This is a genomic window from Lentilactobacillus sp. TOM.63 (assembly GCF_030361045.1).
Classification (GTDB): Bacteria; Bacillota; Bacilli; order Lactobacillales; family Lactobacillaceae; genus Lentilactobacillus; species Lentilactobacillus dabitei.
In genome coordinates this window covers 1-19,592 of the sequence record NZ_JAUCAP010000028.1, presented here as the reverse complement: position 1 = coordinate 19,592, position 19,592 = coordinate 1, and the positions used below count along the sequence as shown (strand labels likewise).

Here is a 19,592-nt window from a genome sequence, read left to right as displayed (position 1 = left end):
TGAAATTCATCTCGCATCCCCTTACATATAAGCGTTTCAATTGTAACAAGCCTGTCCTATGACTATACTGGAATGTGGAACATAAATTTAATAAGGGGGAGATTACATGAGTCAAAATGGTGCAGACGAGCTAGTCGATGTATTAACTGACTGGGGTGTCAAACATGTTTATGGTTTACCAGGAGACTCAATCGATACAACGGTTGATGGCTTAAGAAAGCAGCAGGATAAGATCAAATTTATCCAAATTCGTCACGAGGAAGTTGGTGCCTTGGCTGCGGCTGCAGAAGCTAAGCTAACGGGTAAGCTCGGCGTTTGTTTGTCAATTGGTGGTCCTGGTGCTATTCATATGCTTAATGGGTTATACGACGCCAAAATGGATCATGCGCCAGTGTTGGCATTACTTGGCCAAGTCAAATCAAACTTTTTGAATACAGGTTATTTTCAAGAAGTTAACACACCAAAATTATTTGATGATGTCGCCGTTTATAATCGCGAAATTAAAACAACGGCTCAACTGCCAAAAATTGTTGATGAAGCCATTCGAATGGCCTATGCCAAAAAAGGGGTCGCCGTTTTGACCATCCCCGACGATTTACCAGATGAACCATTGAAAAACGAGTATCATTCATCCGCCAAAGAATTTAACGTGCCAGAATCAGTTGCCCCGGCTGATCAAGTACAAGCAGCTGTTAAGTTGTTAAATTCAGCCCAGAAGCCAATTGTCCTGATCGGGAAAGGTGCCCGTGATGCGCACAAACAAGTGAAACAATTTGTGGAAACCTACCAAATTCCATTTATTCAGACCTTGCCTGCCAAAGGGATTATCGCTGACGACCATCCTAATTCATTAGGAAATGTTGGTAAGTTAGGGACCAAAGCTGCATATGAAGCCATGAAAGAAACGGATATGCTCATCATGATTGGCACTAACTACCCTTATGTCCCCTTCCTGCCAAAACCAGGCAAAGCAAAGTGTGTCCAAATCGAGTTGAACCCACTGAACCTGAATCGGCGATATCCAGCTGACGTTGCCATCAACGCCGACGCGGGCAAAGCCGTTTCTCAAATTCTTGCGAGTGGCCTCAAACCAAGTGACGGCAAATTCCTGAAAGCCTGCCAAGAAAGTATGGCAAACTGGAACAAGTGGATGCATGGCAAACGCGCCCTCGATAGCGAACCGATTGCGCCGGAAAGTTTGTTTGATTACGTTCACCAAACAGCTCCTGATAATACCATCTTTTCAATTGATGTCGGCACGGCAACCTCATGGAGTGCCCGTTTCCTGCCAATTAGCGAAAACCAGCAATTCGTGATCTCTGCAAACTTAGGCACAATGGGCTGCGCGCTGCCAGGGGCACTTGCTGCTAAGGCGGCCTCCCCAGACCGGCCAGCCATCGCAATCAATGGCGATGGTGCCTTTGCAATGGTCATGCAAGACTTTGCCACAGCCGTTAAATATCATTTCCCAATTATTGATATTGTCTTAAATAACCAAAAATTCGACTTTATTGAATACGAACAACAAGAAGCCGGTCAATTGAATTACCAAATTGATTTGAAGGATATGGATTACGCAAAATTTGCTGACGCTTGTGGCGGTGTCGGCATCACTGCCAAGAGTAACCGGGAATTCCGGTCTGCGCTTGACCGGGCCTACAAGATTACTGACCGCCCTGTCTTAATCAATGCCTACGTGGCTGATAATGCGCCGCTTCCAGGCAAAATTGTCAACAGTGAAGCAGCCGGCTACATGTCTTATGGCCTCCAATACGTCAGCGAAAAACATAAGTTGCCGGAATTACCCCCACTAAAAGATATTATGAGACAATTCTTCTGATTAATAAGGATTTTGAGTTTTCACTTTACTTACTTATAGTAACTGGTATAATGAATCATACGCTATTTTTAAGTAGTGAATCTATCTATAACTAATAAAGGAGTTTATCTGACCTATGAAAGAACAATTATTAGACCTTGCCAAGAAGCGCCGCTCAATTTATGCATTAGGACGCAACGTTTCTCAATCTACTGACGACATTGCTAACTTGATTAAGGAAAACATCAGGTGGGCCCCTACCCCATTCAATAATCAAACCACTCGGGCCGTTATTTTATTTGGCGACAAGCATGAACAACTTTGGGATATCGTTGCCAAGCGTTTGAAGTCAGAGGTGCCAACCAAAGAAGCCTACCAAAAGACTTTGGCCAAGATCAACGGTTTCAAGTCAGCATTCGGGACTGTCATGTTCTATACGGATACTGATGTTGTTCACCGTTTTGAAAATGACTTTGCCCTTTACGCTGACAACTTTGCCGACTGGTCAGAACAAGCTCAAGGAAACGCCCAATTTGCCGTTTGGACATCTCTTGCCGAAAACGGTCTTGGTGCCAACCTGCAACATTACAATCCACTGATTGATGACGAAGTTCGTGACGCATTCGGAATCCCTGAAAGCTGGAATCTCCGCGCAGAAATGGACTTCGGCTCAATTGAAGCCCCAGCTGGCGAGAAGGAATTCATGGATGACGCCAATCGGTTCAAGGTACTGAAGTAAACTATTTGAAATGTTATTTCACTGAGCACCAAAAATAGGAATCACTTTTTCGTTGATGAAGAAAGTGATTCCTATTTTTTTGCATAAACTTGGAATGGACTATTTCAAAAAACGTAGGAGCTTGTTCTCCGCTACATGGATTAGAACCGTTTCTCCAAGCAGAAGTTGTTCTCCGTCATATAGATTAGGACTGCTCCTCAAAGCAGAAGTTGTTCTCCGTTATATGGATTAGGACCGCTCCGCAAAGCAGAAACTTGCACCTAAGCACCTTCTACAAAAATCCCAAAATCAGGGATTTCTGTAGAAGGAGACTTAGGTTCCAGTTTCTAACCGCTTTGCTCCGCTCACTTTTATTCAGCCAGTGACGTAAACGCCCCATTCTCCAACAAATCGGCCACAAAATCTGGTACCGTATCCGTTCTGTTCCAATCCCGCTGCAGTTCACAGATTAATTGTGGAATTGTAATCAGGTGAGCACCGGCTTGTTCCACCCGTCGTAATGCCGTTTCGTGGGCGATTGTTGACGTTCCGCCGACTGCATCCACAACTGGATAGACTTCAAAGCCTTCCGAAATCGCATCAATTGTTGGGAATGTCAAACAAGCTTCTGTCCATAATGCCAACATGATAATCTTCTTACGGCCCGTTGCTTGAATGGCATCATAATATTCCTTATCTTCCCAAGCATTGATCGAAGTTCGATCATAGGTTGGAATATCGCCAAGTTCCTTTTTAATTTCTGGAGCGGTATCTTTATTTCGGCCAGTCTTCACATTTACTGTTGAGAGCACCACTGGAACATGGTATTGCTTAGCAACCTTTGCAACTAAAGCGGCATTATGAATTAAATCCGCATGTTTCATTGAACCAATCGAATTGATTTGAGTTGGTTGGTAATCAATGATTGTCAGTACCGTATTATCTGAAGCAAGCAGACGGTCGTCCGCACCACGTTTTGCAAAACTTGTCATAATCAAACCCTCCATTATCAATTCATTGCATATTTTGTTTACGCTTACATAATACCCCAAAAGCTTGTGAACTACGAGAATTTCGACTTGCTCAATCCTAGCGTAGCCAAATTATGCCAATACAAATCATTTCACAATGTCAGTAAACCATCCCATCATGATTAGTTGACCAATCTGAATTATCAGTTAAAATTAAGTTGGTTATTTTTTCACAATTATCCCAACCAGATTAACTTGATTTAGGTCATTTTGGTAACTGTCATCATTTATGGAGGATACATTTATGTCAAAGAAAATTGGTGTCTTAGTCGGTAGTTTAAGAAAAGGTTCATATTCCAAAGCAGTTGCTAAAGCATTGGCAACTCAATTCCCATCAGATTATGAAATAGCATTCATCAAAATTGGAAGTCTCCCTTTCTTCAATCAAGATTTGGAAGAGACCCATAATGAGCCGGGAGAATGGCAGGAATTTCGCCGGCAAGTTCAGGCCTGCAACGCATTTGTCTTCGTCACCCCGGAATATAATCGCTCTGTTCCAGCAGTTTTGAAAAACGCCATCGATGTTGGTTCCCGCCCCCGAGGCCAAAACGTTTGGGATGGTAAGCCAGCATTAGTTGTCAGTGTCACCCCCGGAGCCACTGGTGCATTTGGAGCTAATCACGCCCTGCGCCAATCATTGGTCTTTTTAAATATGCCGACGGTTCAACAACCTGAAGCTTATATTGGCAGTGTTACCAAATACATCGATCCAGATGGGAAGATCACTAATCCCGGTGAGTTGAAATATTTCCATTTATTGGCGGACGCCTTGGTAAAATACATTGACCACCTTGGCTAAAGGTATTTGTTGATTATTTCTGAAGATTCGTTCGATCCATTATTAACGAAAGTTCCTTCCCACTGTTCAACTAAAGCAGGGCAACCACTCCGAGATTTGGAGGAATGCTTATGCAAGCAGTATCAAAAGTTGGTAATTGGATGAGTAAGTGGTTTACGTTATTGGTCATCTTATGGGCCGCGGTGAATTATTTCTTACCCCAAGCAAGTTTATGGATCGCCCCAAACACTTCTTATCTATTAGGAATCATCTTGTTTGGAATGGGACTGACATTAAGCAAAGAAGATTTTGCCCGAATTTTGAAACGACCGGTTCCCGTTATCCTCGGAACAATTGCCCATTATGTCATCATGCCTTTTATCGCATTCTTACTTTGCCAGATCTTTCATTTAACTGGGGCAACCGCAGTCGGCGTTATCTTAGTTGGTTCATGCCCAAGTGGAACTTCTTCTAGTGTGATGGCCTACTTAGCTAAAGGTGATATTGCTTTGGACGTTTCAATCGAGGCCCTTTCAACCTTGTTAGCACCAATCATGCTGCCATTTTTACTTCAATTCTACGCAGGCCGTTACGTTGCTATTCCAACAACCTCACTATTCCTGAGTACCCTAAAGATTGTTGTGATCCCAATTGTTTTAGGGGTTGTTGTTCACAGTCTCTTCAGTAAGCAAGCCGCAAAGGTTAACTTGGTCTTGCCACTGATTTCTCAAATTGCCATTCTTGCGATCATCGGTGCTGTACTTGCAGCTAACCACAATGATCTGTTCACCGCTCAAACTGCTTTGGTGATCCCAGTCGTAATGCTCCATAACTTAAGTGGCTATGCACTTGGCTACGTCTTCGGTCACCTGATTCGTCTTCACCAGCCACAACGAAAGGCCATAACTTTCGAAGTTGGGATGCAAGATTCCAGCTTGGGCGCTACGCTGGCAATGAAGTACTTTGTTCCAGCAGCGGCCATTCCATCAACGATCTTCTCAATCTGGCACAACATTTCCGGTTCAGTTCTTTCTTCCTGGTGGCGTCAACATACCACTGAAGAAGTTCACAAGACTGTTAATGCACCAGTTGCCAATAATAACTAATTTAGTATTGAGAACACATATTGTTTTACCCCCTGACCGGGACACATAGAAAAGGATCATTATAATAGGAAGAAACCCATCAAAGTGGATTCGAGTTCATCGACTTTGATGGGTTTCTTGTTGGTTTTTAGTTTTCTTCCTTTGAACTATTCCAATTATAGTAATTAATAGTTGCTTATTTTGAAAAACATGCTTAATTCTGAATCTAGTAATTCTAATTAATGTCTGAAGCACTCATAAAACCCTAATCCCTCGATCTAGTTTTCAAAATATCATGCTGGCCTGTATCAATTAGTACTAAAACTAATTCTTCATTATCAACTCGATAAACAACAATCCAATTATCATAATCACGACCAACATTGCTATATCTACCAGGATGAAATTCACTATACCCTTTCCAAGTGCCATTTAAAGCATGAACTTTAATTCGTTGCATTACATCCTCATCATTCTCAATAATTGCGCCTAAACAATACATAATAAGCTCTACTGGATAGTGTTTCTTTTTAAGCCTCTTATAACTCCTCTTAAACCGTGGAACTGCCCGATATTTCATTCATTTAAGTCCTTCCACAGTTCTTCCAGCGAGTCATAAGTTTTTCCTTCGCCATTCTCAGCCTCTTTTTTTGCAGCCTTGGCTTCTGGTGTATCCAAAAAATTAATAAACTCTACCTCATGATTAGCAGCTTTTGCGATAGAGTACCGCATGTATTCTGATAGCGTAATATCATATTTTGCCAAATATTCCTTTGCTCGATCTCCTAGTTCCTTACTGGCTCGAGTGGAATATGTCTTTTCACGATTAATCTTTGTTGGCATACAGCGCACCTCTCGTATACTATTGTCTTCCTTGCCTACCACTGTTTACATGAAATATTATAAACTATTTGGACTTATTTACAAGGTAACTGATTTTTTGTACTAAAAAACAGCCCACCAAGTCGATGAGCTGCTTGATCTTCGATTCAATTAATAGTTCCCCTGAATAACCAACTTTTTATTACCAGTAATATAGCCACCGTTGCTTAAAATGTATCGACTGGTCAAGTTGTGCTTGACGATCTTCTTAACCTTCAGATGAGCGCCCTTCTTGTAATGTTTAACCTTCTTCGTCAAGTTAACATTGCGATAGGCGTTAACACCTTTCTTAGAAATGATCGTTATCTGCTTATTCTTTGGCATAGAAGCATAGTAAACCGGCACAACATATTTTCGGTTGGCAGTGATGTAGCCAACTTTACCGGCGGTCTTGCTATGATGGTTAACGTCGCGAACTTTGTAACGTAATGCACCACCCTTTGAACGAGCGTAATCAGTTACGACGAACATTGGTCGGTTAACACGTTTGGCTTTGGGATAAATTGCAATGCGCTGACCTTTTTTGAAAGTTGCGTTCTTATAAAGATAAATCTTCTTAGTGGCGTAAACTGCCGCGCCTTCTTTAGCAGCGTAGTTTGGTACCGCCGGTTCTGTGGTGGTCTTGGTACCATTTGAAAAGTTGCTGTTATGACTGGACGTTGTTGCTGCCGGAGTCGTTGGTGTTGACGATGAACCACCGCCACCGGGCACAACGGGTGTCGGATTACCCTTACCAACTGTGATTGTAATTGTCTTTTTGACTGTAACGCTGTTAGTAACCGGATATACATAAGTGACCTGGTAAACACCATCTTTGGTCATGTCAACTTCATTATTGGCAACCTTTATGGCTGTCCCGTTGGCATCAATCTTTTGAACCGTATAGGATGCATTCGCCGGTTTATCGATTTTCTTACCATTTATGTCATAGAACTGTACGTCCTTATAAGCATTCGGATCCCAAGTCGTTTTTGATGATACGGGGTAAGTTTCGTTCTTGGCATCGATTAATTTATGCATGTATAGATAGGCATCCCCTAATGTCCGCCCATTATACTTAGTTTCATTCATGACGATTGTCCCATTATCCGTAAAGATCGATCCGCCAGTTGTTCCTAGCGTAAAGGTATAAGTAGACTGCTCAGTCCCATCGGGCAAAATATTATAGGCATACCCTTCATTATGAAGTTCATCTGTAAGCGATGTTTGACCATCTAATCCTTTTAGTTTAGCTAAATGAATCGTCACACTAGAGCCAGTGTACGCCGCCCCGCCTGCTGGAATTGTCTCACCACGAATGTTTGAATACGTAAAGGCATCCAGATTCCTAGAAATAATTGGCATCATGTCCTGAACATCTGTTGCAAGAATTGGTAATCCATCACTATCATCGACGGTTGCAATGAAGACATTTTTATACTCGGGATTCCAATAATCTATAGGACTAACATATTTACCAAAATGGGCAAGTAACCCAAATTCTTGAGTATTCCATCCTTGACCGTCTGCAGTTCTTTGATTACTAAAATCACTCACTTGCATACCATCAATTGAATTATTAGTTCGTGGTAGAACTTTCAACGGTGTGTTAACCTCAACTGAATCTCCTGGTTCTAATGTGCCCATCACTCGATATTCATAGAGATCTTGCAAGTCGCTTGTATTACCATTCAAATACATATACGAAATATCCACATTAGAGACAGACTGATTCGAACTATTATAGTGTGTCTCTATTTTTGGCACATCATCTCCAGCATATACAACGTTACTTGTGTTGCCATAGTATCTTGGCAAGGAAATAATTTCATTTACAAAAACCGCTTTGTCCGATTTATTCGTTGCTTTAAAATGTTCAACAACACTCTGATAAGTCTGGCTTTCAATAACAGAATCATTTTGATCACCTGATCCAGATAAAGCCGCGTAATTAGAATGCGCCGTGGTTCCATCCTTACCAGTTACAGAAAAGTACAATTCATGTGTAAGATTGTTATACGTAGGTACATTCGTATTAGGTTTAGTCCCAGTGTAAACCAGTGGATTTCCCGCGGCCTTAATCACTGTCTGCGAGTGCATTTCCCCTGCTACGAAACTAACCAATAAAAGTCCTAATAGTAATAAATACTTCGTAAATACTTTTTGACGTTTACTCATCATTTACCCCTCTAACTGCGGATGCCGCAACGAAAATAATGAACGAAAGCGGCATCTATCCCCTCTATTTTTGTAATCTTTAATTAACATGATTATTATTTCATACTTTGATAGTATTGTGAAATATAAAGTTCGAATTATCGAAAGAGGAAAAATTTCATTAAAAGTCAATGCGAGTGTGTAATGATACGTTTCAAACCAATTATCTTTGTCAATGTTTAGCCATTTTAAGTGAACCATTCCTGATGAGGCTGGGCTTACCACTCTCAAATCATCACCATCATCACCGCCCCAGCAATCAATACCGCCAGGCCGATTGAGGCGGTCACTACCTGTTTGCGGTTGGCTTCTTTCAAAACAATAATACCTAGAATTGTTGAGACGACCACGTTTAGTTGAGTCAGAACAAAGGCACTGACCAACCCATTTAACTGCAACGAAACTAAATAGGTTGACGCGGCGACCGAAAAGATTAACCCCGATGTAATATTTCGAAGACCAATTGGATCATTGCCGGGAAATTTCTTCCGACCACTCACGTAAATAATTGCCGCCATTGTCAGCATCCCCAGCGATTGCGGCAAGAAACCATTAATCCCAGCACCTGAGCTGGCATAGTGTGGAAATCCCGAATACCCCCAGTAACCAATGGTCGTGATAAGTAAGAAGCCGTACTCCGATAAATTTTTCAATGAAATTGCTGCTATCCCGTTAGTAATCGCCACACCAGCAATGATGATGACTAATGCAATCAATCCTAGCAGATTAGCCGAAATTCCCTGCCACTCACCAAATAGCCAGCCACCAATCAGCGAGTTACCAATAATTTGAAACGCCGTGGAAACCGGCATCGTCCCACTCACCCCCAGGCGGTCATACTCTCGGTACTGGCCACCCTGACCAATACTCCAGCAGGCACCGGAAATGTAGTAAAGCAAAAAGTCCCTTACATTAACGTCATAGCGAAAAATCAGTTGCAGGACAGCTGCCGTGATCACAATCCCAATACTGGTTCCAAGCAACTGCTGTAAAAAACTGCCACCGGTCACTTTTCGCATCCATATCGGCAAAACGCCCCAGAAAATAGCGGGGATAATTCCAATCAACAAATTCATGGCTAGCCTAACCTCCGATCTGCTTCGAACTCAATATGTATTTGAATTTAGCGTTAATTTTGGATCCATGATAGACATCTATGACAGCCGAAATTTCGTTGTGAATCTGCTCGTATCGACTACGATCAAAAATATTAAGATTCATCAAATCACCCCTCTACTAATCAGCTTAGAATAACCATTATCATCTACCTATCAATATCCTAACTCATTTATACTGTAAGCGCTTATATCTTTACAGAAAACCAAGGTCTGTTAAGAACTAATGGGCAGCTTGTAACTTATTTCGCAAGATACATCGGTCAGGTATTCCAGCTTTTCACAAAAAGAGCTGAGACATTAGTCGGCAAATTATTTATAAATGCAACTCAAGCTCACCATTTTACATTGATAAAACTTGCGACAAACGGCTGATCCCCGCCATTTAAGCAAAAGCGGCGGCGCATTCCAAAATCAGAATGCACTGCCGCTTTTACTTAAATTCTAGGATCAAATCGCCTTTTACCCCAATCTCTTGGGATTAATTTAGTTGGCAGCCACAATGTCGCCGGCTAAGGCACATAAACGGTTGCGAAGTTTATCAGGAACTTGACCAATTATCTCGCCATTACGGGCAACGTAATCATAATTGGGGGTTTGCCAAGTCACAATATAGCCATTGGTCTGACTGTTTGGGTCAAGAATCGGTTCGAAGCCCTTTTGAATTTGACTAGTACCGTGAGTGATGGGCATGACGACCACAAATCCTGTTAACCGATTGTATTGAGAGTTCGATACAACCACAGCAGGACGTCGTGGTTGGCTAGTTGTGTGTCCACCCATTTCATGCCCACTATGGGGCTCAAAGTCTAAGACGATAATATCGCCTTGGTCAGGAAAGGTCATTGTCATAGTTCTCGACCTTTTCTTGGCTCATTTCCAACATTGAAACCAATCTTATCAAGCTGACCACGAAAATCAACATTGTCATATGCGCCCGATGTCCATGGATTTTTATGACTGTGGACGCGCCGGATAATCAAGGTGTCTTCATCAACTTTTTCAATTATTACTTGCTCATTGTTCGAAAAGCCTGTTATTTTAGGTAAGGTCACACTGACCGAATTACCAGTTTTATGCGTTTTTGTTTCCGCAATTTTTAAGTTATTCATCATTAAACCCTCCTTAAGATTTGAACTAAGTATATCGTAATTACAAAGTTATTACAAGCGATTGTCTTGGTCAATACTCGACCGTAAGATGAGCTGGTCCTGATACCTTGAGTGGCTAATCCGTTCAATCAATCGATCAACGGCTTAATCAATTGGTCCCGCGGAGTGTTTCATATCTGCTTAACCATTTCATTTTTAAAGGGTGAGCAAACTTACCTAATCTATATGGCATCTTTATGTCCTCAACTACTTAATTTAAACCGAATTGTGATTGATCAGATCTTTGCAACCTTTGTACGTCCTAACTTAACGGATGCAGGATTTATTAGTATAGATAAAGATCTTAAATCAGCCGTTAGGTTGCGTTTAAGAAACTGCTAAACTGACATTTCTAGACTTTTTCTTCTTATATTCCTTTAACTGTAGTAAATTATTACGACCTTTGTAAGAGGCTAAACAGGATCTTAACAACCACTTTCCCTACGTCACAGATCAAAATTTATACTTTTACAAACAAAATCAAAAAGACATCACTAAACCCGTTACTTTTCCCACACCCATTCGTTATACCTAGTGAAAGGGGGTTGTCATGAAGCTCGATGGTTATGAATCATTAATTAAAAATATCTCGCTTGAGTTGATGCACTACCTGATTGGCCAAGGTGCTCATCAAGAAATTGCTGAGGACGTCATTCAAGATGTCTTTGTCAAAATCCTCAAAATGGACATCATTTTGCCACCCAACGAAATTCGGCCATACGTGTACCGCTTGGCCCGTAATCAGTACGTTGATCAGTATCGCCGGCAAGCCCGGTTTAAGAAGCTATTGCAAGTTTATTTGATTCCGGCAGCCAAACAACCCCGTTCAACAATCAACGGGCCACAGAATAACCGGCTGGCAAAGGTACTTCGGAAACTCAACGATAAGGACCGGCAACTGCTGAAGCTCAAGTACCTAAATAATCAGTCGGTCGACCAAATTGCTTCCCAGACTAATAAAAGCCCGGCAGCAGTCAAAATGCGGTTGTACCGCATCCGCAAGAAATTAAGAAAGGCGTTAGGTGATGAATCAAATGAATAATAAACAATTTGAAAAAATGGCGTTTAGAGTAAAGTTAAAAAGGTGGCTCATCACGATTTTGATTGTGATCGTCACTGTACCAGTCATGTTAGGAATTGGGTACAAGTTTACTCAAAGTCTCGCCGGGCACCAAACTCAGCTACTTAATAATAAAATGGAAACTATCCAAGAAATCGCTGCTCCCAATATTCAGATCAGCGATCAAGCCCTCGATGACACTTCTGTTTGGGGTGGGAAGGTCGTCAGCCATCAATACAAGGAAATCGACGGCTATCGCATTCCGTGGTCCACTGCAATTGGGCAGTATAATTGGTCTTTCAACTGGATTCCAAATACGAGCTTGATCGACACTACCCAGACTGCTGCTTACACTCGATTAACCCAACAGAAAATCCCGTTATTCTACAATGACAATGTCGACAAGCCCAATGTTAAGAAGGCTTTCGAATTACCAGCTGTGTCTAAGATGAAAGGATACGTCGCAGAAGTCGCGGTCACCTTCAAGCACCCCCTCACTTACCAGCAGATTCAAGCTCGGCTGACCCATAATCTCCGAGCCAGCTGGTATTGGATCGGCGTTAGTGGCAAGGCTGACCCCACCTTTGAACAAAATAATTTTTTGGGAATCCAATCAGGACTGCCAGAAGGCAAGTTGACTAAGTTAGACTATCAATATTTCCAAAAATCACTCAAAAAAGTATCAGCTACCACTTTGGATTCATATAATAATTTCTCGCTAAGTAACTATGCCCACAAATACGCCAAGCAACACCCAACGTTAAAGCAGGCTAAATTTGCTGGCGTGATCTTAACTGGTAAGAGTGAGAACTTTAGGACGTTGCGCAATCAATCTTGGATCACCGAAAGTTCCGTAGGCGCCACGATCAAGCGGGTTCCTTATATCAAACCGACTTATTAGCTAACCAACTAAAAATGAGATCCAATTAGCCACTGAAATTAATCAGTCCTAACTGGATCTCATTTTTTACTTACCTTTAGATATAAATCGTGACCTAAGCGTCGGCCTCAACTTTTACTGTCTTAGCCTGCGTCTTCTTTGCATTCTCTGCAGCCAGCACCGATTTCATATAGCCGTTAACATCAAATGTTCCCGAGAATTCAGCCAGATGGACTAAGTTTCTCAAAAAATCATGGGTCTTGGCTTCGTAATGGTATTTCAACCCGAGATCGTAAATATAGCCATTGATATAATCAACCTCGGTCTGGCGATTCTTAGAAATATCTTGGTACATTGATGGGAAGTGCAGTGGGTTGGAAACGGTGCTGACGTACTTAACGGTTTCCCACTCTTCTTGACGCGTATTGAGCAGCGTAATCCCTGCCCGTTCGCAGACGTCAAAGGCCTCATCGATTAATTGAACACCCAATTTTTGGGCAACTGGGGATTGAATATACTCACCCATCCGGATCTTAAACATCGTGCAAAGCGTATTGATCACGGAATTGAAGATGACTTTGGCCATTAATGTGCCTAAGAAATTGGTGGTCAAGTTAGGATTAAGGCCTGCTTGTTGGAATTCATCGACAATCTTATGCGTCATTTCATCCGGTTTTTCAGTTTCGTTGGCGATGTTCATCGACCCGGCTCCCTTAGGGCCAATAAAGTCAACATCACCGGCTTTATTTAAGACGGTCCCGATTAATGCGGTGCCACCAAGCAACCGTTCTTTAGGGAAATATTGATTTAATTTGTCAACATGGCCCATGCCGTTCATGCAAGTGACCACGTACTGTTTGTCGTTAAAAAAGCGAGCAGATCGTTTCAAGAAATCAGCTAATTGATACTGTTTGGTGAAGACGATCAAGACATCTGGATCACCTTTGTATTCTTCCGGGTAGTACACGTTAACCGGCACGAGATGTTTATTTTGACCATCCCGAGAAACGTAGATACCCTTTTGTTTGCGAATAGTCTCAACCTGCTCATCCCAAGTGTCGACAAAATCTACGTCAAATCCTGCTTCTTGCAATAATACCCCGTAACGTAATCCCATGGCACCTGCACCTAATACTGTATATTTCATGTTAAAACTTCCTTTCTTGCTTGGTTATATGTACAAACTGGCTGAATATCCGTTGAAGTTAACGGTGGTGGGGCTCAGGTGATAGATCGGGTAGATGTTTTGGTCAACCGTGCAAGTGGTGCTTTGCTGGGTAGAAAGCTGCACCTAAACCCTCTTGACCAAAAGGTTCTAGGCAACCGTGCCGAATGATGCTCCGCCGGGCAGAAACTTCCACATAAGCACCTCCAACAAAAATTCCAAACCCAGGAATTTCCGTTGGAGGAGACTTATGCTCCAGTTTCTAAGCGCCCGGCTCCGCATACTACAAAAAAAGTCGCCCTCCATCATTTCTGATAAAAGGACGACATTTGGCCGCGGTACCACCTTCATAGACACATTGTGCCCACTCGTTAACTGCTTTAACGGACAAGTCCGAAGCTGGCTCACTCAGCGCTCACCAACTTAGAGGTAAAGCATGAAAGTCACAATCGTTAATTGCTACACCATCTCTCAGCCGCCGAATGGATTTTCTGTCGAAGCGAGTTAACGAAAACTTCTTTCAAATTGATAGTTCGTATTATGAGATATGGATTAGAAAATGTCAAGAATATTTTAGAAAATAATGTGAGTCGTTAACATATATTCCTTTAGTTGCCTGGTTATCATTGGGTTTCACTGGAAAGATTCTTTTTAGTTTTATTAAATTATCTAACATCTAGGGACTCTGTTTTCATTCATCCTTAAACTCCAACTCACCTAGTTCTCAAAAATTGTACAATTGACTGAGGAGATGATTCAAGATGACCCGTGAAAATCCAGTCAACCACTTATCAGCCACTAATCGCGACGAATTTAGAAACTGGCTCAAATCAAACTGCCAAACAGCAACCGAATGTTGGGTCGATGTCAAACGTGGCATTCCTAAAGACACCGACCACTTTTGGTACGTCGATGCAGTTGAAGAAGCCATGTGTTTTGGTTGGATTGATAGTACATATAAACGAATCGTCAAAGCAAGGCCCGCTTCTCAACGATTTGTCCCCAGAAAGCCGAATAGCGCTTGGTCTGAATTAAACAAGGCCCGCTGTCGCCGAATGGAAACGCTAGGTAGAATGACACCAGCTGGTAGGAGGCTGCTGCCGGACATGGATCCATCGCATTTCAAAATCGATCCAAGAATCAAACGGGCCTTGAAACGACGACCGGGAGCCTGGAAATTTTTCCGTTCCTGTCCACCACTTTACCAGCGGGTACGGATCGATACCATTCAAATCAAAGCCAACCAACCCAAATTGTTTCGCTCAAGAATGACCAAGTTTGCCAATGCCTGCCGCGATCATCAGATGATTGGGTCGTGGAATGATGGTGGCCGCCTCAGCTAGAATCCAAATCAAAAGGCCCGATGCCCGTTAACAATTCCGTTAGCGACATTGGACCCTTTATTCGTTTCAAACTAGTTAATTAGATTTTTTACCTTCCTAACTCCTTTCTATTTGACTTGCTTACGTTTCGTGTAGTAAATCGTGCCAGCAACTGCCACCATTACCAGAATGATCACGCCAATAATCATGAATAGTTTGCCGTCATCTTCACCGGTTTGTGGAAGTGCCTGTTTGCCGGTGTAGCCAGCTGATGGTAAGCCTTGTGGGCTAGTAATGCCACTCGTACCGTTCTTACCACTGGTACCATCGCTTGCTGGTAATGCGTCTGGTTCGTCAATTGTCGCACTTGAGTCTGGCTTATCTTCATCTGCTTGGAGTGGTAATTCACCCTCATCAACTTCTAGGTCGTTGTGGTAGCTGATGGTGTCACTGTCGGCGGTTGCCGTGCCCGTCACCGTGGTGCCACTAATTGGGGCGTTGCGTTTTGTGACGGTCGTTGTGTAGCCATCTTTAGTGTAATCTACTTCGGATACTTCATAGCGAGCACCCATTGGCAGAATAAATTTGATCGTTTGCCCGTGTCGTAACGTGAAGCTCGCGTTACCACCTCGAATGTGAATAAAGCCGTCAGTAGTCGTTCCATTGGTCGTTGTCACCGTGTGGAAACTACCATCCAGTGGGTTGCCAGCACCATCAACCGCTTCAAGGTGGAAGTTAAATGCGCGGCTGCGGTCACCTACTTCGTTCACGAATTTGTTAACGTTGAAGGAGCCCATCTCGGCTTCACCATCTTTGGTGTTAACAAATTTCACGGTTGAAGGCATATCTTTGCGACTAACAAACGGAATCGTTTCATTTCCTGACCGCTCATCGTTTGTATTTAAAACATAGCTTGGCGTATACCCGCTGTGACTCGTTTCCAACTCAATTGCCTTAATTTCTGCGCCAACGGGTAATTCTAAAATTTTAGCCTGTTCGTCACTTTTGAGGACGATCTTATCAGTTGATGGCCTATTTTGAAGTCTAACACTACTAATTTTGCCATCTGTAAAGGTCACTGTTCCAATCAGGTTATCGTTTCCAGCGGTTGTCAGCTGGATATCGAAGATGCCTTTCAGTTTTCGACCTTCCTTATCCGACCCCTGCACATCAAATTCAAATTTCTTTTCATGGTCATCACTGGTTAAATTGGTTCCCTTTAACTTCTTTTCAATTGCCAGTTCAGATCCGATTGTATCATTATTGAAAATCAACGTTGACAATTTATTCTGCTCACCGGTGATAATGCTATGTTTATCACCTTCGCCCTTTTCATTCCCATAGCTATAAGTGACTTCATAGCCCGCGACATTTGTTTCTAGGATTTCTATATTAAGGTCTTTTGGCATCATGACCGTTAAAATCTGGTTGGCCTTAAGTTTCTCACTAGCAACATAATGCCCAGTCTTTTCATCCTTTACAAACTTAAGATTAAACTTATCACTAGGATCGGTCTTATCAGCTTTAAATTCCTTTTCTGATCCCCAATTCAATCCTTGATTCTTAATTGTCAAAGTAAACAGAAATTCCTTATCTGACGGGATGCCCCGACCAACTGTCTTTTGAAGCTTGAAGGGTACCTGGCCGACTGGCATATTTCTAAAGACAATTGAATTCTTGGCATCTTTTCGATTTAAAGTAAGAGAAGCGTTTGGCCCAACCACCTCGTCTTCGCCATCAACTTGGTTTGAAGTCGCCCATTGCGCCTCGTCGACGTTCTCTTTAACAACGAATTTAACGACCTCTTCTGGTAGGCCCTTGATAATCAGACGCTGATTATCCTCAAGTTTAATTGGCTTAGCTCTGATGGCATCACCATACCACAATCCAGCTGACTCACCATCATCGTCAAATTCAATCTGAATCTCCACATCGTCATTAATTGAGGCCCCAGTAGTGGCATTGACTAAGGCCACATCAAATTTTTTGCTCTTAACAGAATCAGCGGTATCTTCATTACCAGCCGTAACGTCAAATTCGAATAAATCGTCAGAATCCGCACCTTCAACTGTCTTTTCAAATTCAAACTGATTACGGGCATATCTATTGGTAAAGTGAACCAGGCCGGATGAATTAGCGTCCTCCTTTAATTGAAAAATAGAAGTTTGCTTGCCCTGAATATCAGTTGCATCACCGCTTTTCATGCCAGAAATATCATAAGCTGTATCGAACATCTTCGCACCTAATTCAGTTACCCGGTAATGCTGATCATTAGATAGGCCCCAAATCCTATAATTCTCATCGGGTTTTAGCTTGATAACCTTAGAAACGCCTTTTGTGAATGACACATCAACTGTCGGTGTGTCATTTCTTGTAGCTTGATAAGTGCCACTAAAGTCCGCATCAGTTTCCCCCTTACCATCCGTAGCTTCAACTTGGAACTCAAATAATTGATCCTTTAAGCTAGGATCCGACGTGGTGAGTGTTTTCTTTATTTGCAGTTGTCGTTTTTTAGAATTGAACGCTTCGATGTTATACACTCTATCTTCGGCGTTTTCACTCGTAAATTCATCTGATTCATAGACATCATCGTATCCGTGGGCACCTTTAAGCTCAACAACTTTGTACTTATTTACATCTCCGAGCCCATAAAAGGTTGCAATTCCGTCATCATTCGTCTCTGCAGTTATTCGATCCCCAGAATCAGAGATCTTTACCGGTTCCCAACTATCATTAGAACCCTTTTTCCGCTTCTCAAGTCCAAATATGACTCCAGTAATTGGATCGCTAGTTTGCAAATCCTTTTTGCTGATCCTTACAGAGAAATGATCAAATTCCGCCCCAGCAGAAGTGTTAGATTTGACCGCTTTGCCTTGAGTAAATGTTTCACTACCAACTTCTAAAGTGACATTATTTTCATAAGTTATTCCAGCGACATTTCTAGAAACAACGGTATAGTATTCTACCATCAGTGGGTGTTTGTCACCAATCCCTTCAGCAAACTGAATTTCCATTTTCCTCAGATTGTTGGCATACTTTAATTCATAATTATCAGAATCAAGCAAGGCTCCTTTACTGTATTCAACCGTCTCCTTACCACCTTTGGTTACTAAATCCCGTTTTGCCTGATACACTTTCAGCCTGTGATTATCATCCAATGTCTCCAGATGCTTGTGATGATCGTTCTGAATCTCATCAGTAGCTTTTAATGCCAAATCTTTGGTCGTCTTTCCCTCACCATTGACGATTAAATTCCACTTCAGTACTTTCTGCTTTTCACCATTAATAGTGTCTTCTTCAAGAATTCCATCTTTATCAAGCAAGAAGCCGGTATCAAGATACGTAACGGAGCTCTTAACCGTTTTCTTCTCATTTGGTAGCCGAGCAATTTCCAATTTACTGGCAAATTCCCAACCTTTTAGATGCTCGAATTTTTTGCTGGCACTAGTCTCCAATCGCTTAACATTTGAACTGAATTTCAGGACAATCACTGAATATCCATCTTTATAAAGATTTACGGCCTTATCACTAAATTTAATGGTACTTTTCACAGCCTGCTGATTACCGGAGCTTTCTACTGCATCTTCAATGTTAAAATCATTTTGACCCAGTATCTGGGAGTCTATAATTTTAGTACTATCCGAACTCATCTTACCTAACGATACGGTTAGATGACCTTTTTTAAACGCTTGCTTAATATCTTGTAGCAGTAAACTGGTAGATGCCTTTTCATCCTTTCCCCATGCCTTATCAGCACCAACGGTATCTGTAAATGTTATCCCGTCTTCTTTTAGAAGCTTATCAACACTTTTCTCATCAGCAAGCCAACCCCGCTGATTAAATGCGACTGTCCAGTCGATCTTCCGATTATCAGGATTGCTATGAAAATCGGTACATATTTTTCCTGATTTGCTGAGATTATTAGCGACCTCCGTTGGAATCTTTGAACTTCCACTGATGTGTTCCTTGCCTTCGTTGTATTCAACAGTTGCGTGGTTATACAGGTACCCAGAAGTATTTTTTGCCAACTTTGCTTTGTCAATTGGAACGCCAGCCAATTGGACACCAAATTCTTGTGAAACTCGGTTATTGTTATTTTGCTTTGGCATTCTATGAACAACGAGTTTGAAGCCAATTACATTACCTTTTTCATCCTTAGAGGAACCAATGGAAAATGCTGGTTTCTCCTCTCTATCACCATTTACAACCCAGTAAAATTGCCCGTTATAGCGTTCATACCTTATCTCATGTTTTTCGTGCACAAACTTTGCATAAAATTTTATATAATCACTCAAATTGTCAAAATTATCTATTCCTGAATTATTCATAGTTCATTAAAAGCCCGTCAGTTTTCGTGTTTTTTCGAAAACTGACGGGTATGTTTTTATCT

Annotated in this window: 16 protein-coding genes; 7 read left to right on the top strand and 9 right to left on the bottom strand. The window is 41.9% G+C overall.

Features of this window, described 5'->3' with window-relative positions; genetic code table 11:
• Positions 1–106: 106 nt before the first annotated feature.
• Both QUF07_RS07145 and QUF07_RS07140 read left to right on the top strand, forming a co-directional pair.
• Positions 107–1,840, top strand: coding sequence for a pyruvate oxidase (locus tag QUF07_RS07145; RefSeq protein ID WP_217164501.1), 1,734 nt, complete (start codon positions 107–109; stop codon positions 1,838–1,840).
• Between the two features lie 115 nt (positions 1,841–1,955).
• Entirely contained in the window at positions 1,956–2,558 is a 603-nt protein-coding gene (locus QUF07_RS07140; protein ID WP_289427077.1) for a nitroreductase family protein, read from the top strand.
• Positions 2,559–2,908: 350 nt separating this feature from the next.
• On the opposite strand, the gene QUF07_RS07135 is transcribed toward QUF07_RS07140, so the two are convergent.
• A complete protein-coding gene (locus QUF07_RS07135) occupies positions 2,909–3,529 on the bottom strand; it encodes a hydrolase (RefSeq protein WP_217164507.1) in 621 nt (206 codons plus the stop codon).
• 283 nt (positions 3,530–3,812) lie between these two features.
• On the opposite strand from QUF07_RS07135, the gene QUF07_RS07130 reads away from it, so the two are divergent.
• Both QUF07_RS07130 and QUF07_RS07125 read left to right on the top strand, forming a co-directional pair.
• A complete protein-coding gene (locus tag QUF07_RS07130; RefSeq protein WP_217164509.1) occupies positions 3,813–4,367 on the top strand; it encodes an NADPH-dependent FMN reductase in 555 nt (184 codons plus the stop codon).
• A gap of 110 nt (positions 4,368–4,477) precedes the next feature.
• Positions 4,478–5,452 (top strand): bile acid:sodium symporter family protein, encoded by a 975-nt coding sequence (locus QUF07_RS07125; protein ID WP_217164513.1) that lies wholly within the window; start codon positions 4,478–4,480, stop codon positions 5,450–5,452.
• A 244-nt stretch (positions 5,453–5,696) separates the two neighbouring features.
• On the opposite strand, the gene QUF07_RS07120 is transcribed toward QUF07_RS07125, so the two are convergent.
• The 6 genes from QUF07_RS07120 to QUF07_RS07095 form a co-directional block, all read right to left on the bottom strand.
• The gene (locus QUF07_RS07120; RefSeq protein ID WP_217165499.1) at positions 5,697–6,011 is read right to left on the bottom strand and encodes a type II toxin-antitoxin system YafQ family toxin; all 315 of its coding nucleotides are present in this window, start codon (positions 6,009–6,011) and stop codon (positions 5,697–5,699) included.
• A complete protein-coding gene (locus QUF07_RS07115) occupies positions 6,008–6,274 on the bottom strand; it encodes a RelB (RefSeq protein WP_217342378.1) in 267 nt (88 codons plus the stop codon). The genes QUF07_RS07120 and QUF07_RS07115 overlap by 4 nt, the downstream gene beginning before the upstream one ends.
• 150 nt (positions 6,275–6,424) lie before the next feature.
• The gene (locus QUF07_RS07110; protein ID WP_217341978.1) at positions 6,425–8,470 is read right to left on the bottom strand and encodes a DUF5776 domain-containing protein; all 2,046 of its coding nucleotides are present in this window, start codon (positions 8,468–8,470) and stop codon (positions 6,425–6,427) included.
• Positions 8,471–8,736: 266 nt separating this feature from the next.
• A complete protein-coding gene (locus QUF07_RS07105) occupies positions 8,737–9,585 on the bottom strand; it encodes a GRP family sugar transporter (protein ID WP_217163517.1) in 849 nt (282 codons plus the stop codon).
• Positions 9,586–10,110: 525 nt separating this feature from the next.
• Positions 10,111–10,476: a type II toxin-antitoxin system PemK/MazF family toxin gene (locus tag QUF07_RS07100; protein WP_217163519.1), complete on the bottom strand. Its 366-nt coding sequence runs from the start codon at positions 10,474–10,476 to the stop codon at positions 10,111–10,113.
• A complete protein-coding gene (locus tag QUF07_RS07095; RefSeq protein ID WP_217163542.1) occupies positions 10,473–10,736 on the bottom strand; it encodes an antitoxin in 264 nt (87 codons plus the stop codon). The genes QUF07_RS07100 and QUF07_RS07095 overlap by 4 nt, the downstream gene beginning before the upstream one ends.
• 589 nt (positions 10,737–11,325) lie before the next feature.
• Here QUF07_RS07095 and QUF07_RS07090 point away from each other — a divergent pair.
• Complete coding sequence (locus QUF07_RS07090; protein ID WP_289427076.1) at positions 11,326–11,817, top strand: RNA polymerase sigma factor; 492 nt, start codon at positions 11,326–11,328, stop codon at positions 11,815–11,817.
• The gene (locus QUF07_RS07085) at positions 11,810–12,736 is read left to right on the top strand and encodes an anti sigma factor C-terminal domain-containing protein (protein WP_249778451.1); all 927 of its coding nucleotides are present in this window, start codon (positions 11,810–11,812) and stop codon (positions 12,734–12,736) included. The genes QUF07_RS07090 and QUF07_RS07085 overlap by 8 nt, the downstream gene beginning before the upstream one ends.
• 94 nt (positions 12,737–12,830) lie before the next feature.
• On the opposite strand, the gene QUF07_RS07080 is transcribed toward QUF07_RS07085, so the two are convergent.
• A complete protein-coding gene (locus tag QUF07_RS07080; protein WP_217163523.1) occupies positions 12,831–13,862 on the bottom strand; it encodes a ketopantoate reductase family protein in 1,032 nt (343 codons plus the stop codon).
• A 779-nt stretch (positions 13,863–14,641) separates the two neighbouring features.
• Here QUF07_RS07080 and QUF07_RS07075 point away from each other — a divergent pair.
• Positions 14,642–15,223, top strand: a complete 582-nt coding sequence (locus QUF07_RS07075) for a YdeI/OmpD-associated family protein (protein ID WP_289427074.1) — start codon at positions 14,642–14,644, stop codon at positions 15,221–15,223.
• Between the two features lie 107 nt (positions 15,224–15,330).
• On the opposite strand, the gene QUF07_RS07070 is transcribed toward QUF07_RS07075, so the two are convergent.
• On the bottom strand, positions 15,331–19,311 hold the full coding sequence (locus tag QUF07_RS07070; RefSeq protein WP_289427072.1) for a DUF7601 domain-containing protein: 3,981 nt from the start codon (positions 19,309–19,311) through the stop codon (positions 15,331–15,333).
• Between the last annotated feature and the right edge of the window lie 281 nt (positions 19,312–19,592).

Excerpts from the sequence above, each read along its gene's own strand:
- QUF07_RS07145 (WP_217164501.1), top strand. The coding sequence starts at position 107 with ATGAGTCAAAATGGTGCAGACGAGCTAGTCGATGTATTAACTGACTGG.
- QUF07_RS07140 (WP_289427077.1), top strand. The coding sequence starts at position 1,956 with ATGAAAGAACAATTATTAGACCTTGCCAAGAAGCGCCGCTCAATTTAT.
- QUF07_RS07135 (WP_217164507.1), bottom strand. The coding sequence starts at position 3,529 with ATGACAAGTTTTGCAAAACGTGGTGCGGACGACCGTCTGCTTGCTTCA.
- QUF07_RS07130 (WP_217164509.1), top strand. The coding sequence starts at position 3,813 with ATGTCAAAGAAAATTGGTGTCTTAGTCGGTAGTTTAAGAAAAGGTTCA.
- QUF07_RS07125 (WP_217164513.1), top strand. The coding sequence starts at position 4,478 with ATGCAAGCAGTATCAAAAGTTGGTAATTGGATGAGTAAGTGGTTTACG.
- QUF07_RS07120 (WP_217165499.1), bottom strand. The coding sequence starts at position 6,011 with ATGAAATATCGGGCAGTTCCACGGTTTAAGAGGAGTTATAAGAGGCTT.
- QUF07_RS07115 (WP_217342378.1), bottom strand. The coding sequence starts at position 6,274 with ATGCCAACAAAGATTAATCGTGAAAAGACATATTCCACTCGAGCCAGT.
- QUF07_RS07110 (WP_217341978.1), bottom strand. The coding sequence starts at position 8,470 with ATGAGTAAACGTCAAAAAGTATTTACGAAGTATTTATTACTATTAGGA.
- QUF07_RS07105 (WP_217163517.1), bottom strand. The coding sequence starts at position 9,585 with ATGAATTTGTTGATTGGAATTATCCCCGCTATTTTCTGGGGCGTTTTG.
- QUF07_RS07100 (WP_217163519.1), bottom strand. The coding sequence starts at position 10,476 with ATGACAATGACCTTTCCTGACCAAGGCGATATTATCGTCTTAGACTTT.
- QUF07_RS07095 (WP_217163542.1), bottom strand. The coding sequence starts at position 10,736 with ATGAATAACTTAAAAATTGCGGAAACAAAAACGCATAAAACTGGTAAT.
- QUF07_RS07090 (WP_289427076.1), top strand. The coding sequence starts at position 11,326 with ATGAAGCTCGATGGTTATGAATCATTAATTAAAAATATCTCGCTTGAG.
- QUF07_RS07085 (WP_249778451.1), top strand. The coding sequence starts at position 11,810 with ATGAATAATAAACAATTTGAAAAAATGGCGTTTAGAGTAAAGTTAAAA.
- QUF07_RS07080 (WP_217163523.1), bottom strand. The coding sequence starts at position 13,862 with ATGAAATATACAGTATTAGGTGCAGGTGCCATGGGATTACGTTACGGG.
- QUF07_RS07075 (WP_289427074.1), top strand. The coding sequence starts at position 14,642 with ATGACCCGTGAAAATCCAGTCAACCACTTATCAGCCACTAATCGCGAC.
- QUF07_RS07070 (WP_289427072.1), bottom strand. The coding sequence starts at position 19,311 with ATGCCAAAGCAAAATAACAATAACCGAGTTTCACAAGAATTTGGTGTC.